The 14,259-nt window shown below is 55.0% G+C and carries 14 protein-coding genes, 1 pseudogene and 1 other annotated feature; of the genes and pseudogenes, 5 read left to right on the top strand and 10 right to left on the bottom strand.

All coding sequences use genetic code 11. The features are described from left to right. Positions 1-89 precede the first annotated feature (89 nt). Together ugd and ACOTX2_RS01750 are read left to right on the top strand one after the other, a co-directional pair. Positions 90-1,256, top strand: a complete 1,167-nt coding sequence (gene ugd / locus ACOTX2_RS01755) for a UDP-glucose 6-dehydrogenase (protein WP_032609644.1) — start codon at positions 90-92, stop codon at positions 1,254-1,256. A 122-nt stretch (positions 1,257-1,378) separates the two neighbouring features. After that, positions 1,379-2,694: pseudogene (locus ACOTX2_RS01750) on the top strand (IS4 family transposase). Positions 2,695-2,731: 37 nt separating this feature from the next. Here the strand turns inward: ACOTX2_RS01750 and ACOTX2_RS01745 are convergent. Next, positions 2,732-3,736 carry an NAD-dependent epimerase gene (locus ACOTX2_RS01745; protein ID WP_023300532.1) on the bottom strand — a complete coding sequence of 335 codons (1,005 nt, stop codon included), beginning with the start codon at positions 3,734-3,736 and terminating at the stop codon, positions 2,732-2,734. A 192-nt stretch (positions 3,737-3,928) separates the two neighbouring features. Here ACOTX2_RS01745 and wzzB point away from each other — a divergent pair, with 192 nt between their 5' ends. Then, a complete protein-coding gene (wzzB, locus tag ACOTX2_RS01740; protein ID WP_063147739.1) occupies positions 3,929-4,909 on the top strand; it encodes an LPS O-antigen chain length determinant protein WzzB in 981 nt (326 codons plus the stop codon). 39 nt (positions 4,910-4,948) lie between these two features. Here wzzB and hisIE read toward each other — a convergent pair whose 3' ends face one another. The 9 genes from hisIE to hisL form a co-directional block, all read right to left on the bottom strand. Further along, on the bottom strand, positions 4,949-5,560 hold the full coding sequence (gene hisIE / locus ACOTX2_RS01735; RefSeq protein WP_063147740.1) for a bifunctional phosphoribosyl-AMP cyclohydrolase/phosphoribosyl-ATP diphosphatase HisIE: 612 nt from the start codon (positions 5,558-5,560) through the stop codon (positions 4,949-4,951). Continuing rightward, on the bottom strand, positions 5,554-6,330 hold the full coding sequence (gene hisF, locus ACOTX2_RS01730; protein ID WP_063147741.1) for an imidazole glycerol phosphate synthase subunit HisF: 777 nt from the start codon (positions 6,328-6,330) through the stop codon (positions 5,554-5,556). Before hisF ends, hisIE begins: the two co-directional genes overlap by 7 nt. Next, a complete protein-coding gene (gene hisA / locus ACOTX2_RS01725; RefSeq protein ID WP_063147742.1) occupies positions 6,312-7,049 on the bottom strand; it encodes a 1-(5-phosphoribosyl)-5-[(5-phosphoribosylamino)methylideneamino]imidazole-4-carboxamide isomerase in 738 nt (245 codons plus the stop codon). The genes hisF and hisA overlap by 19 nt, the downstream gene beginning before the upstream one ends. Next, on the bottom strand, positions 7,049-7,639 hold the full coding sequence (hisH, locus tag ACOTX2_RS01720; RefSeq protein ID WP_003859485.1) for an imidazole glycerol phosphate synthase subunit HisH: 591 nt from the start codon (positions 7,637-7,639) through the stop codon (positions 7,049-7,051). The genes hisA and hisH overlap by 1 nt, the downstream gene beginning before the upstream one ends. After that, the gene (hisB, locus tag ACOTX2_RS01715) at positions 7,639-8,706 is read right to left on the bottom strand and encodes a bifunctional histidinol-phosphatase/imidazoleglycerol-phosphate dehydratase HisB (RefSeq protein ID WP_063147743.1); all 1,068 of its coding nucleotides are present in this window, start codon (positions 8,704-8,706) and stop codon (positions 7,639-7,641) included. The genes hisH and hisB overlap by 1 nt, the downstream gene beginning before the upstream one ends. Further along, positions 8,703-9,764, bottom strand: a complete 1,062-nt coding sequence (gene hisC / locus ACOTX2_RS01710) for a histidinol-phosphate transaminase (protein ID WP_022648605.1) — start codon at positions 9,762-9,764, stop codon at positions 8,703-8,705. Before hisC ends, hisB begins: the two co-directional genes overlap by 4 nt. Further along, on the bottom strand, positions 9,761-11,065 hold the full coding sequence (gene hisD / locus ACOTX2_RS01705; protein ID WP_023300525.1) for a histidinol dehydrogenase: 1,305 nt from the start codon (positions 11,063-11,065) through the stop codon (positions 9,761-9,763). The genes hisC and hisD overlap by 4 nt, the downstream gene beginning before the upstream one ends. A gap of 5 nt (positions 11,066-11,070) precedes the next feature. After that, complete coding sequence (gene hisG, locus ACOTX2_RS01700) at positions 11,071-11,970, bottom strand: ATP phosphoribosyltransferase (protein ID WP_032623983.1); 900 nt, start codon at positions 11,968-11,970, stop codon at positions 11,071-11,073. A 45-nt stretch (positions 11,971-12,015) separates the two neighbouring features. Beyond that, positions 12,016-12,139 (bottom strand) — a sequence feature (His leader region). Then, a complete protein-coding gene (hisL, locus tag ACOTX2_RS01695) occupies positions 12,115-12,165 on the bottom strand; it encodes a his operon leader peptide (RefSeq protein ID WP_099516347.1) in 51 nt (16 codons plus the stop codon). Its footprint overlaps the feature before it by 25 nt. 172 nt (positions 12,166-12,337) lie before the next feature. Between hisL and ACOTX2_RS01690 the strand changes: the two genes are divergently transcribed. Further along, complete coding sequence (locus tag ACOTX2_RS01690) at positions 12,338-13,162, top strand: SDR family oxidoreductase (RefSeq protein ID WP_006811206.1); 825 nt, start codon at positions 12,338-12,340, stop codon at positions 13,160-13,162. Positions 13,163-13,203: 41 nt separating this feature from the next. Then, positions 13,204-14,133 (top strand): LysR substrate-binding domain-containing protein, encoded by a 930-nt coding sequence (locus tag ACOTX2_RS01685; protein ID WP_022648603.1) that lies wholly within the window; start codon positions 13,204-13,206, stop codon positions 14,131-14,133. Positions 14,134-14,259 lie beyond the last annotated feature (126 nt).

Here is a 14,259-nt window from a genome sequence, read left to right as displayed (position 1 = left end):
CTCAACATAAGAGGTAAAAACCTCAACAGTTGTTTATTGCGGTGGTGTGCTTACGCCTCCTGAAACCTAAACTTGAAGAAGTTGAACGAATGAAAATAACTATCTCCGGAACAGGCTATGTAGGCCTATCAAACGGCATTCTGATCGCACAAAACCATGAAGTGGTGGCGTTGGATATCGTTCAGTCCAAAGTGGATATGCTTAATCAAAAGCAATCCCCGATTGTTGATAAAGAAATCCAGGAATACCTTGCTAATAAACCGCTGAATTTCCGTGCTACGACGGACAAAGAAGACGCCTACCGCGACGCAGATTTCGTCATCATCGCCACACCAACGGATTACGACCCAAAAACCAACTACTTCAACACCTCAACCGTAGAAGCGGTGATCAAAGATGTTATCGCAATCAACCCAAAAGCGGTGATGATCATCAAATCGACCATTCCGGTAGGCTTCACCAAATCGATTAAAGAAGAGTTGCGTATTGATAATGTCTTCTTCTCGCCAGAGTTTCTGCGCGAGGGCAGGGCGTTATACGATAACCTGCACCCATCCCGTATCGTGATCGGTGAGCGCTCTGAGCGTGCGGAACGTTTTGCCGCACTGCTGCAGGAAGGCGCAATCAAGAAAGATATTCCGGTACTGTTCACTGACTCTACCGAAGCCGAGGCGATCAAGCTCTTCGCCAATACCTATCTGGCAATGCGCGTGGCCTACTTCAACGAGCTGGACAGCTATGCAGAGAGTCTGGGCCTGAACACCCGCCAGATCATCGAAGGCGTGTGCCTCGACCCGCGTATAGGCAATCATTACAACAACCCGTCGTTTGGCTACGGCGGTTACTGCCTGCCGAAAGATACCAAGCAGCTGCTGGCAAACTATCAGGCGGTGCCAAACAACCTGATTTCCGCGATTGTGGATGCCAACCGCACGCGTAAAGACTTCATCTCTGATTCTATCCTTGCGCGTCAGCCGAAAGTGGTGGGCGTCTATCGTCTGATCATGAAGAGCGGCTCTGATAACTTCCGCGCCTCATCTATTCAGGGGATCATGAAGCGTATTAAGGCGAAAGGCGTGCAGGTCATTATCTATGAACCAGCGATGCAGGAAGATGAATTTTTCCACTCCCGCGTGGTTCGCGATCTCGACGCTTTTAAGAAAGAAGCGGATGTGATTATCTCGAACCGTATGGCGGAAGAGCTGGCAGACGTCGCTGATAAGGTCTATACCCGCGATCTGTTTGGCAGTGACTGATGTTAGCGTTCTGAGCATAAAAAAACCGGTCATCGCGCCTAATGCCGTTCAGTTAAGGATCGGTTGACCGATCCCTTGTTTGTGTAAAAATCCGGACATACTCACACGTTTCCGGATTTTTTATGCTTCTAAGTCAGGCTCTCAACACCGTTCATAATTTTACGCCGGTGGCGTTTTCTGCGCTTTCTGAACTACTCTCACCTGAACTTATTGATGAATGTCTCACTGATACCGGTATCGTCACTATCCGCAAACGTCGGCTTCCGCTGGAGATGATGGTCTGGGCTGTAACCGGGATGGCATTGTTTCGTTCCCTGTCCATGAACCAGATAGTCTCACGCCTCGATATTCTTCTTCCCGGTAAACGTCCCTTTGTGGTGCCCAGCGCCGTTGTTCAGGCTCGTCAGTGGCTGGGGGCTGATGTTATTCGCCGGGTCTTTGAAAAAACGCGCCAGCTCTGGTTTGAAAAAACACCCTTGTCACACTTGAATGGACTCACGCTGCTGGCAGTGGATGGAACGTTATGGCGAACCCCAGATACACCAGAAAATGATGCCGCCTTCGGACGCACGGCGAATGCCAGTTCCCGCTCTGAGTGGCCCCAGGTTCGCATGGTCTGCCAGATGGAAGTCACCAGCCACCTTCTGACGGGAACGGCTTTCGGCAGCGTATCGGCGACCAGCGTAATTGACCTTGCGGCACGGCTCGCGGAGCGAACGCCGGAACATACGCTGACGCTCATGGACAAAGGCTTTTACGCTCTGGGACTGATGCACCACTGGCAGTCATTGGGTGTGGAGAAACACTGGTTAATCCCGCTCAAAAAAGACGGCAGTATCAGGTAATACAGAAACAGGGCAAAGGGGATGACATCGTGGAGCTGAATGTATCTCCAAAGGCGAAACGCAAATGGGACGGCGTACCGCCAGTACTGACGGCGAGGCTGGTCAGTAAAGAGGTAAACGGGAAGATGGTGCGTATCCTGACGTCAATGAATGACCCGCTGAGATACCCTAAAGCAGACATTACCGAGCTGTACGGGCATCGTTGGGAAATAGAGCACGGGTTCAGGGAGATGAAGCAACATCTTCTGAATAATGAACAGGTGCTGAGAAGCCGGAAACCGGAACTGGTGGAGCAGGAACTGTGGGGCGTGGTGCTGGCCTATAACCTGCTGCGATTTATGATGGCGCAAATGATGTATAATCTGAAAGGGATAGAGCCATATCAGATAGATTTTAAGCAGGCGAGTCTGTATCTGTCGGCCCAGCTAAGTCTGTTACCAGCGGTCTCACCGGGTAAAATCCCGAAGATAATAAATGAGATACTGGCCATGGCGGAAAGTTTTGTGCTACCGGGACGCAGGAAGAGGCATTACCCACGAGCAGTAAAAAAGAAGCCGCAACGCTACGCGTTACGGCAATCTTCAAAAGCTTAACTGACAAGCATTAGGCAATCTGCCGGGTTTTTTGTTTTTAAACGTTATAGAAGTTGCGGTACCAGTCGACGAAGTTTTTCACGCCTTCTTTGACTGAGGTTTGTGGTTTAAACCCAATAACGTCATACAGCGCTTTGGTGTCCGCACTGGTCTCCAGCACGTCCCCCGGCTGGATCGGCATCATATTTTTCACCGCTTCTTTGCCCAGCGCCTCTTCAAGCGCAGTGATGTAATCCATCAGTTCGACAGGTGAACTGTTACCGATGTTATACACGCGATACGGGGCAGAGCTGGTTGCTGGCGAACCGGTTTCGACTGTCCAGTCTGCATCGGCCTGAGGAATGACGTCCTGTAGGCGAATAATCGCCTCCGCAATATCATCAATATAGGTGAAGTCGCGCTTCATCTTGCCGTAGTTGTAGACGTCGATGCTGTTGCCTTCAATCATGGCTTTGGTGAATTTGAACAGCGCCATGTCCGGGCGTCCCCATGGGCCATAGACGGTAAAGAAGCGCAGGCCAGTGGTCGGCAGATTGTACAGATGCGAATAGGTATGCGACATCAGCTCATTGGCTTTTTTGGTTGCCGCATACAGGGAAACCGGATGGTCTACGGAGTCGTCAGTAGAAAACGGCATCTTACGGTTGAGGCCGTAAACAGAGCTGGATGATGCATACAGAAGATGCTGAACCTTGTTGTGGCGACAGCCTTCCAGCACGTTCAGGTGACCTACCAGGTTCGCATCTGCATAGGCATGCGGGTTTTCCAGAGAGTAACGCACACCCGCCTGGGCGGCAAGATGGATCACGCGGTCAAATTTCTCCTCAGCGAAGAGCGCGGCCATGCCCTCACGGTCCGCTAAGTCCAGCTTGTGGAAGGTGAAACTCTCGGATTTGAGCAGATCGAGGCGAGCGAGCTTGAGGTTTGGGTCATAGTAATCATTCAGATTATCAATCCCAACAACTTCATGCCCTGCATCAAGCAGGCGCTTGCTGACATGAGAACCGATAAAGCCCGCCGCGCCCGTAACCAGAAATTTCATAGCTTCCCTCATTCACAGTGTTCTTGTTGATGTCCCAGGACATCAGAATCCGTCTATGATAGCGCGTCGCACTTCACTTACATAACCCATCTTTCCGATATAACTCATCGGATTCTTATAGAAAAATCGCCAGCAACAGATACACTAAGGAAACAAGATTATTTTTGCCCTTTTTCATCTGTTAGGGATAGTATGACGCAAAACAACAACAACCTGGTCACACGCAACAATGACCCGGAGCAAATTGATTTACTGGATTTAGTGCTACAGCTGTGGCGTGGAAAGTGGGTGATTGGGGCATTCGTTGCTGCTTTCATTGTTCTCGCCGTTGTTTACATCACTGTAGCTAAAGAAAAATGGACATCCTCTGCCATCATAGCCCAGCCTGATGCGGCACAAATCGCCACCTATTCCAATGCGTTGAATATCCTCTATGGTGGCGCAGCGCCTTCCATGCTGGATATTCAGAATCGTGCTATTGGTCGTTTTAATTCCTCTTTCTCGGCATTAGCACAGGCGCTGGAGAATCAGGAAGATCCGGAAAAACTGACTATTGAGCCTACCGTAAAAGGGCAAAGTTTACCTTTAACCGTAAGCTATCAGGGCGAATCCGCTGATGCAGCTCAAAAGCAATTAGCTCAGTATATTCAGCAGGTTGATGAGCAGACGGCTAAAGAACTGACGCTTGACCTCAGAGATAACCTCAAGCAGCAGATCACAACCCTGAACGACTCCCTTCAGAACCAGGAGAAAGTAGCACAGGAGCAGAAAGATCTGCGTATCAAACAGATCTCTGAAGCTTACAAGAATGCGGAAGCAGCTAAGATTAGTACTCCACAGCTCCAGCAAACGCAGGATGTCACTCAGGAAACCATGTTCCTGCTGGGTACCGTAGCGCTCAAGTCAATGATTGATAACGAAGCGTCACGTCCGCTGGTCTTTTCAGGCGCTTACTACCAGACCAAACAAAACTTACTGGATATTCAGAACCTCAACGTTAACCCAGACACTATTCACGTCTACCGTTACGTCATGAAGCCGAACCTACCTATCCGACGTGACAGCCCTAAAAAGGCCATCACCCTCATCCTTGCCGTTCTCCTCGGCGGGATCATCGGTTCTGCTGTCGTTCTTGGCCGTAACGCGCTGAGAAACTACAAACCAAGAGCCTGATTTACACACAAAAAAAGACCGGGTTTCCCCGGTCTTTTTTTATTTATGCCGTTTCCGGAGATTCTCAATCACCGTCGTTAAATCCAGCTCCTGATCCTGAAGCAGCACCAGCAGGTGATACATTAAATCCGACGCTTCGTTCGTCAGCTCCTCACGGTCATGCACGGTGGCCGCCAGCGCCGTTTCAACGCCTTCCTCACCCACCTTCTGCGCAATACGCTTGGTGCCGCTGGCGTACAGCTTCGCCGTGTACGAGCTCTCGGGATCCGCTGATTTACGCTCTGCCAGCAGCTGTTCCAGCTGATAGAGGAACAGCCACTGATGGCTCGCCTCGCCGAAGCAGCTGCTGGTGCCTCTGTGGCAGGTCGGCCCAATCGGGTTAACCAGCACCAGCAGGGTGTCGTTGTCGCAGTCAGGCGTAATGCTGACCACGTTCAGGAAGTGACCCGAGGTTTCCCCTTTTGTCCACAGGCGCTGTTTGGTGCGCGAGAAAAACGTCACCTTGCCGCTGTCGATCGTTTTCGCCAGCGCCTCCTGGTTCATGTATCCCAGCATCAGCACTTCGCCTGAAACGGCATGCTGTACAACTACCGGCAGTAATCCGTCAGTTTTTTCCCAGTCCAGCTGTGCCTGTTGTTGTTCTGTTAACATACCCTGATCTCCACGCCCTGGTCGGCCAGGTACGTTTTTAACTCACCAATATTGATAATCTGTTTGTGGAACACGGAAGCGGCCAGCGCGCCGTCCACGTTCGCATCGCAGAAGGCTTCAAGAAAGTGTTCCATGGTGCCCGCGCCGCCGGAGGCAATCAGCGGAACCTGGCAGACCGCGCGCACTTTTTTCAGCTGCTCGAGGTCGTAACCGTTACGAACGCCGTCCTGGTTCATCATGTTCAGAACGATTTCACCCGCACCGCGTTTTTGCACTTCCTGCACCCAGTCCAGCGTCTCCCATTGGGTGACGCGCGTGCGGCTTTCATCGCCGGTGTACTGGTTAACGTGATATTTTCCCGTTGCGGCATCAAACCAGGTGTCGATCCCCACGACAATGCACTGCACGCCAAAGCGATCCGCCAGACGCGTAATCAGCTCCGGGTCGGCCAGGGCAGGGGAGTTAATGGAAATTTTGTCCGCACCGAAAGAGAGAATCTTCGCCGCATCGTCAGCAGATTTAATCCCGCCCGCCACGCAGAAGGGAATATCAATCACCTCTGCCACGCGCGCCACCCAGCTTTTGTCCACCACGCGGCCATCGCTGGAGGCGGTGATATCGTAAAATACCAGTTCGTCTGCGCCTTCATCGGCATAGCGTTTAGCCAGGGGAACGATGTCGCCAATGATCTCGTGGTTGCGGAACTGCACGCCTTTTACAACCTGACCATCACGCACGTCCAGGCAGGGAATTATCCGTTTTGCCAGCATTGAATCGCCTCCTTCACCGTAAATTTGCCTTCCAGCAGCGCGCGACCCACGATCACGCCGCGTACACCGCTTCCGCGCAGAGCGGCGATATCCGCCAGGTCGCCGATGCCGCCAGAGGACTGAAACGCCACCTGCGGATAACGCGCGCAAACCTCTTCATACAGCGAGACGTTAGAGCCTGCGAGCGTACCATCGCGTGAAATATCCGTGCACAGCACATGCTTTAGCCCTACGGGGAGATACATCTCAATCAGCTCTTCCAGCGTTACGCCGGAGTTTTCCTGCCAGCCGCTGACCGCGACCTGCTTGTTACCCTGTTCGTCAATGCGCACATCCAGCGCCAGCACCAGCGCATCCGCGCCGAAGCGGCGGAACCAGCCCTTGACACTCTCAGGATCTTTCACAGCGGTCGAACCGACTACCACGCGCGCCACGCCCGCGTCCAGTAAGGCGGCAACATCGGCTTCCGTACGCACGCCGCCGCCCACCTGCACCGGGACGTCCACGCCAGCCACCAGTGTTTTAAGCAGCGGGATCTGGCGTTTGGCCGGATCTTTCGCGCCGGTCAGATCGACCAGGTGCAACACCTCAGCGCCCTCCGCGGCGTAAGCCTGTAACCGCGGCAGCGGGTCGTTGCCGTAGTCGCGCTGCTGTCCGTAATCGCCCTGGTGGAGACGAACAACCGTGCCGTCAATTAAATCTAAAGCGGGAATTATCATCACATCTCCAGGAAATTTTTCAGCAGCTGCGCGCCGGCGGCGCCGGAGCGTTCCGGGTGAAACTGCACGCCGTAAAAGTTATCTTTCTGCACTGCAGCGGTGAACGCCTCGCCGTAATTGCACTGGGCGATGGTGTAGGTGTTCACGGGCATGGCGTAGCTGTGGACGAAGTAGAAGTACGCGCCGTCTTCGATTCCCTGGAACAGCCTGTTGCCCGCCTTCGGATAAACGCGGTTCCAGCCCATATGCGGCAGCGGCAGGCCGTGGTCGGTCATTTTCGGCACGTCTTCTTCTATAATGCCCAGCAGATCGACGCCGTTGCTCTCTTCGCTGCGGCGGCCAAGCAGCTGCATGCCGAGGCAAATGCCCAGCACTGGTTGAGTACAGGCTTTGATGAGATCAACCAGCTCGCGCTCGTGGATCTGATCCATCGCCGCCTGGGCGGTGCCTACGCCCGGCAGAAAGAGTTTATCCGCGCGCAGCACCACGTCCGGATCGCGGCTCACCACCGGCTCGTAGCCGTGGCGCATAATCGCCGACTGTACGGAGTTCAGGTTGGCGCATCCGGTGTCCAGAATCACCACGTTCATTACAGCACTCCTTTCGACGAGGGCAGGGCGTCACCTTCCACGCGGATCGCCTGGCGCAGGGTACGGCCAAAGGCTTTGAACAGGCTCTCGACGCGGTGGTGATCGTTTTTGCCTTTGGTTTTCAGATGCAGCGTCAGGCCCATAGTGTAAGAAAGCGAGCGGAAGAAGTGCTCCACCATCTCGGTGCTGAGATCGCCCACGCGCTGGTAAGTAAAGTCGGCTTTATATTCCAGGTGCGGACGTCCGGAGATATCCATCGCGCAGCGCGCCAGGCACTCGTCCATCGGCAGAACAAAGCCGAAGCGGTTAATGCCGCGCTTGTCGCCAAGCGCCAGCTTCAGGGCTTCGCCCAACGCCAGGCCGGTATCTTCCACGGTGTGGTGATCGTCGATATACAGGTCGCCCTTAACGGCGATCTCCATGCGGAAGCCGCCGTGAGTGGCGATTTGATCCAGCATGTGGTCGAAGAAACCGACGCCGGTGTGGATCTTGCTGCCGCCTTCACGATCGAGCCAGACCTTCACGTCGATCTGCGTCTCTTTGGTGTTGCGTTCTACGTGAGAATAGCGGTCGCGTCTGGTGAGCTGCTCGCTAATCATCGCCCAGTTTAGCGTGTCGCGGTTATAGCGCAGGCCTGCAATGCCCATATTTTCGGCCAGCGTGATGTCCGTGACGCGATCGCCAATCACATAGCTGTTCGCTTTATCCAGCGCCTCTTCGGCCAGATAACGCTCAACAAGCTTCACTTTTGGCTTGCGGCAGTCGCACTCTTCGGCAGGCATGTGCGGGCAGATCAGCACCTCGTCGAAGGCGATGCCCTGCGAGGTCAGCACCTGCATCATCAGGTTGTGCGGGCCGTCAAAGTCCGCCTGCGGGAAGCTGTCTGTGCCCAGACCGTCCTGGTTGGTGATCATCACCAGCTTATAGCCTGCTTTCTGAAGCTTCAGCAGCACCGGGATCACATCGGGTTCAAACGCCAGCTTGTCGAAACGATCGACCTGAAAATCGCTGGGTGGCTCCGAGATGATGGTGCCGTCACGATCGATAAAGAGATACTTCTGACTCATACTTTCTCCGCTTTCAGGGCGTCAATCACGCGCTGGCTCTCCGCGCGGGTGCCGACGGTAATACGCAGGCAGCCGCTCAGGGTAGGTTGTTTATTCTGGTCTCGTAAGATAATGCCCTGATCCCACAACGATTTAAATATCGCGCTTGAGGCGGTGAAGCGCACCAGGATGTAGTTGGTCTCCGAGTCGAACACCTGCTCCACGCACGGAATCGTTTTCAGTGCATCGACTAGATATTGACGCTCTTCCAGTATCTGCGCCACACGCTCGCGCATCGCGCTGATGCCCTGCGGGGCCAGTGCCTGTGCCGCAATATCGGCAACCGGCGTTGAGAGCGGATACGGGGCGATCACTTTTAGCAGCAGGTCGATAACCGCTTTATTTGCCAGCGTAAAACCGCAGCGAAGACCGGCGAGAGCGAACGCTTTGGACAGAGTGCGCAGCACAACGAGATGCGGATACTCTTCAAGCCAGCCTGCCAGTGTCGCCTGCGGGCAGAACTCAATGTAGGCTTCGTCGGCCACAACCAGCGCTTTGCCGCGCGTCATTTCCAGCAGGGAACGGATATCCTGCGGATTGATAATCTGCCCGGTCGGGTTGTTCGGGCTACAGACAAACACCACCTTCACGCCGTCAAGGTTATCGGCGATGCCCTGCAAATCCAGCTGCCAGTTGTCGAGCGCCTGTACGTTGCGGCAGGCCACGCCAAAGGTTTCGGCGCTGACGCTGTACATCCCGTAGGTGGGCTGGCAGTACATCACCGCGTCTTTACCCGGTTCGCAGAAGGCGCGGATCAGCAGCTCAATCCCTTCATCAGCCCCACGGCTGACCAGCACCTGCTCAGGCTTCACGCCTGCATACTGCGCATAGTTCTCGATCACCGCTTTCGGCTGACACTCCGGGTAGCGGTTCAGCGTCTGCTGCGAGAGCTCAAAGGCCACCGCCGTGGGGTATTCGTTGGCATTCAGCCAGACGTCGCCGTTCCCGCCGAGACGACGCGCAGACTGATAGGGCGTCAGGCGACGGACATTTTCGCGGGCTAATTCTTCGATGTTCATGCTTGCTCCTTCAGGGCGGCAACGCGCAGCGTCACGGCATTTTTGTGGGCAGTCAGGCGCTCGGCGGCGGCCAGGGTTTCGATGGTCGACGCCAGCGAGGCAAATCCCTCGCGGGAGAGTTCCTGCACGGTCATGCGCTTCTGGAAATCTGCCAGCCCCAGGCTGGAGCAGGTTGAGGTATAGCCATACGTGGGCAGCACGTGGTTGGTGCCGGAGGCGTAATCCCCGGCGGATTCCGGTGACCAGTCCCCGAGGAACACCGAGCCTGCGCTGGTTATGCTGTCGACCAGATCGCGCGCGTTGCGGGTCTGAATGATCAGGTGCTCAGGACCGTACTGGTTGGAGATGGCGATGCACTGGTCGATATCGCGAGCCACAATCAGTCGGCTGGCCGATAGCGCCTGACGCGCCGTTTCCGCACGCGGCAGGTCGGCCAGCTGACGCTCAACGGCCTCGCCCACGCGTTTTGCCATATCGGCATCTGGCGTCAGTAAAATCACCTGCGAGTCAGGGCCGTGCTCGGCCTGCGAGAGCAGGTCAGAGGCCACGAAATCAGGTGTAGCGCCGCTGTCGGCAATCACCAGCACTTCAGACGGACCGGCAGGCATATCAATCGCCGCGCCGTCCAGACGCTGACTGACCTGGCGCTTCGCTTCGGTAACGTATGCGTTGCCCGGGCCAAAGATTTTGTCGACTTTGGGAACAGACTCCGTCCCGAACGCCAGGGCGGAAATCGCCTGCGCGCCGCCCACTTTATAGATCGCCTGCACGCCGCACAGCTTCGCCGCATACAGGATCTCATCGGCGATCGGTGGCGGAGAGCAGAGCACCACCTTCTGACAACCGGCAATACGTGCCGGAGTGGCCAGCATCAGGACGGTCGAAAACAGCGGGGCAGAGCCGCCAGGAATATAGAGGCCAACGGACGCCACCGGGCGCGTCACCTGCTGGCAGCGCACGCCGGGCAGGGTTTCCACATCCACCGCCTGCAATTTCTGCGCGGTGTGGAAGGTATCAATATTTTTCACCGCGACGGCCATCGCCTGTTTGATCTCATCCCCAAGGCGGCTTTCCGCCCCGGCGATCTCCTGTGCGGTGACCTGTAACGCGTCGACCTCAGTTTTATCAAACTTCGCGCTGTACTCACGCAGCGCGTCGTCTCCGCGGGCTTTGACGTTATCGAGGATCTCCGCCACGGTGCGGGTGATGCTCTCCGAGGCGGAAATTGCCGGGCGCATCAGCAGCTCACGCTGTTGCGCGTCGCTACAGGTATTCCAGTCGATGATTGTGTTAAAGCTCATGGTCGTTACTCCATCATCTTCTCAATTGGCAGCACCAGAATGGAGCTCGCGCCCAGCGCCTTCAGTTTTTCCATCGTTTCCCAGAACAGGGTTTCGCTGCTCACCATGTGCATCGCCACGCGCTGCTGGTCGCCCGCCAGCGGCAGAATGGTTGGGCGCTCAGCACCTGGCAGCAGGGCAATCACTTCGTCCAGGCGCTCGGTTGGCGCATGCATCATGATGTATTTGGATTCACGCGCCTGAATCACGCCCTGAATGCGGGTCAGCAGCTTGTCGATGAGCTGCTGTTTAGCCTCCGCCATCTCGCCGTCGCGCTGGATAAGGCACGCTTTGGAGCGGTAGATCACCTCCACTTCGCGCAGGCCGTTGGCTTCCAGCGTGGCGCCGGTGGAGACGAGGTCACAGATGGCATCGGCCAGGCCCGCACGCGGCGCCACTTCAACAGAGCCGTTCAGCAGACAAGATTTAAACTGCACGCCTTTTTGATCGAGGTAACGCTTCAGCAGGTGAGGGTAAGAGGTGGCGATACGTTTGCCGTTCAGCGCGGCCGGGCCATCCCAGGCTTCATCAACCGGCGTGGCCAGCGACAGGCGGCAGCCGCCAAAGTCCAGACGACGCAGGGTAAAGTAGCGCGGATCTTCGCCCTGCGCGCGGCGGGTTAATAACTCTTCCTCCAGTACGTTTTCGCCGATGATGCCGAGGTCAACGACGCCATCCATGACCAGGCCCGGAATATCGTCATCACGTACGCGCAGAATGTCGATCGGCATATTTTCAGCCAGGGCGATCAGGCGCTGGGTGTGCAGGTTGATTTTAATCCCGCAGCGGGCCAGCAGTTCGCGTGAATCATCGCTTAAACGGCCTGATTTTTGAATAGCTATGCGTAAACGTGAGTTATCTAACATTCTGTGTTCCTCGTTAACCTGTTTTAACCTGTCTGAATGCGGTCCAAAAAAAAGCCCCCGGAAGAAGATCTTCCGGGGGCTTTTTCATGCGTTCATGCACCACTGGAAGATCCAAACGTCTTCCAGCACACATCGCCTGAAAGACTAGTCAGGATGATGGTGATGATGGTGGTTTTTAAAAGGAACGCGTGTCATATAAATTCTCGTTGAATGCTTATGCATTTGATGTCTTTTAACCTAAACCAGTTGTACGCCATAAAGCAAGGGCTTTTTTTGATCATTAATTCATTTCATATTGATGGTATGAATTGTGCGTTCCATAAGGCTGGCGTAGCCTTATAACAGGCGTCGTTAAGCGGAGAATGTCATGAAAAAGGTCGCGATTGTCGGATTAGGGTGGTTAGGAATGCCACTGGCGATGTCATTAGCCGCAAAAGGCTGGCAGGTGACAGGGAGTAAGACCACGCGGGACGGGGTTGAGGCGGCGCGCATGTGCGGCATTGATGGTGTCGAGCTGCGTCTCGAACCCGAGCTTATCTGCGATACCGACGAGCTGGATGAACTGATGAATGTGGACGCGCTGGTCATTACCTTACCAGCGCGGCGCAGCGGGCCGGGCGAGACGTTTTACCTGCAGGCGGTGCAGGAGATTGTCGACAGCGCCCTGGCGCACCATATTCCGCGTATCATTTTCACCAGCTCGACCTCCGTCTATGGCGATATCGACGGTACGGCGAAAGAAAACACCGAGCGCCGTCCGGTGACCGCCAGCGGACGGGTACTGAAAGAGCTGGAAGACTGGCTGCACAATCTGCCTGGCACGCAGGTGGATATTTTACGCCTCGCCGGGCTGGTGGGGCCGGGGCGTCATCCGGGACGCTTCTTTGCCGGTAAATCCGCGCCGGATGGTCAGCACGGCGTTAACCTTGTACACCTTGAAGATGTTATCGGTGCAATAGAGCTGCTTTTACAGGCTCCGAAAGGGGGGCACATCTATAATATATGTGCGCCTTCGCATCCGCCACGCAGCACCTTTTATCCGCTGATGGCGCGCCAGCTGGGTCTGGCGCCGCCGGTGTTCAGTGAGGCGCAGGGGGAGCGCAAAGGCAAAATTATTGATGGCAATCGTATTTGCCATGAACTGGGATTTGAATATCAGTATCCCGATCCGCTGGTTATGCCCATGGAATAATTGCGCCGGCGGAGGCCATCGCACACCGCAAGGGGGCGAAGATGAAACCGCTGCTGGATGTTCTTGTTATTCTGGATGCGCTGGAAAAAGAGGGGAGCTTTGCCGCCGCCTCGGCGAAGCTCTATAAAACCCCTTCGGCTCTGAGCTACACCGTGCAAAAGCTCGAGAGCGATCTTAATATTCAAATTCTTGACCGCACTGGCCATCGCGCGCGTTTCACCCGTACTGGGCAGATGCTGCTGGAAAAAGGGCGTGACGTGCTGCATACGGTTCGCGAGCTGGAAAAACAGGCCGTCAAACTTCATCAGGGCTGGGAAAATGAGCTGGTGATTGGGGTTGATGATACTTTCCCTTTTTCGCTGCTTACCCCGCTTATTGAGGCGTTCTATCAGCGCCATAGCGTCACGCGGCTGGTTTTTATCAACGGCGTGCTGGGCGGCTCGTGGGATGCCTTAACGCAGGGCAGGGCGGATATCATCGTTGGAGCGCTGCATGAGCCTCCTCAACTGAGTGAATTTGGTTTCGCCCGGCTGGGCGTTCTGGAGCAGATCTTTGCCGTTGCGCCTCACCACCCGCTGGCGAATGAACCGGAGCCTGTTTCAAGACGCGTCATTAAAAACCATCGCGCCATTGTGGTGGGAGACAGCTCCCGCCCCGAGTGCGGCATTTCATCGCAGCTTCTGGATGAGCAGGAGGCCATCACCGTTTTTGATTTTAAAACCAAGCTGGAACTGCAAATAAGCGGCCTGGGGTGCGGCTACCTTCCCCGTTATTTAGCACAGCGCTTTATTGAAAGCGGCGCGCTGGTGGAAAAACAGGTTTTAGCGCAAAGCAGTAACGAATCGGTATGGGTGGGCTGGAATGAACAGACCGCCGGGCTTGCCAGCGCCTGGTGGCGAGACGAAATTTTAGCAAATAGTGCTATCGCGACAGTTTACACTCAGGCAGATGATGGGAAATCAACCAGTTAGTAAAATTAATTTATGGGCAGGTTTCTCAATGTATTGCCTTTTGTATCTGGAATAGGGCAAAATGCCGCCGCTGCAAACAAATGAATAATCGACGATATAAAAGGCGTCGGTTATTTTTTTTTGCAT

The sequence above is a fragment of the Enterobacter cloacae complex sp. IR5412 genome, from assembly GCF_049237385.1.
GTDB classification, from domain to species: Bacteria; Pseudomonadota; Gammaproteobacteria; order Enterobacterales; family Enterobacteriaceae; genus Enterobacter; species Enterobacter intestinihominis.
This window is presented reverse-complemented; position numbering and strand designations above follow the sequence as displayed.

Excerpts from the sequence above, each read along its gene's own strand:
- ugd (WP_032609644.1), top strand. The coding sequence starts at position 90 with ATGAAAATAACTATCTCCGGAACAGGCTATGTAGGCCTATCAAACGGC.
- ACOTX2_RS01745 (WP_023300532.1), bottom strand. The coding sequence starts at position 3,736 with ATGAAATTTCTGGTTACGGGCGCGGCGGGCTTTATCGGTTCTCATGTC.
- wzzB (WP_063147739.1), top strand. The coding sequence starts at position 3,929 with ATGACGCAAAACAACAACAACCTGGTCACACGCAACAATGACCCGGAG.
- hisIE (WP_063147740.1), bottom strand. The coding sequence starts at position 5,560 with ATGTTAACAGAACAACAACAGGCACAGCTGGACTGGGAAAAAACTGAC.
- hisF (WP_063147741.1), bottom strand. The coding sequence starts at position 6,330 with ATGCTGGCAAAACGGATAATTCCCTGCCTGGACGTGCGTGATGGTCAG.
- hisA (WP_063147742.1), bottom strand. The coding sequence starts at position 7,049 with ATGATAATTCCCGCTTTAGATTTAATTGACGGCACGGTTGTTCGTCTC.
- hisH (WP_003859485.1), bottom strand. The coding sequence starts at position 7,639 with ATGAACGTGGTGATTCTGGACACCGGATGCGCCAACCTGAACTCCGTA.
- hisB (WP_063147743.1), bottom strand. The coding sequence starts at position 8,706 with ATGAGTCAGAAGTATCTCTTTATCGATCGTGACGGCACCATCATCTCG.
- hisC (WP_022648605.1), bottom strand. The coding sequence starts at position 9,764 with ATGAACATCGAAGAATTAGCCCGCGAAAATGTCCGTCGCCTGACGCCC.
- hisD (WP_023300525.1), bottom strand. The coding sequence starts at position 11,065 with ATGAGCTTTAACACAATCATCGACTGGAATACCTGTAGCGACGCGCAA.
- hisG (WP_032623983.1), bottom strand. The coding sequence starts at position 11,970 with ATGTTAGATAACTCACGTTTACGCATAGCTATTCAAAAATCAGGCCGT.
- ACOTX2_RS01690 (WP_006811206.1), top strand. The coding sequence starts at position 12,338 with ATGAAAAAGGTCGCGATTGTCGGATTAGGGTGGTTAGGAATGCCACTG.
- ACOTX2_RS01685 (WP_022648603.1), top strand. The coding sequence starts at position 13,204 with ATGAAACCGCTGCTGGATGTTCTTGTTATTCTGGATGCGCTGGAAAAA.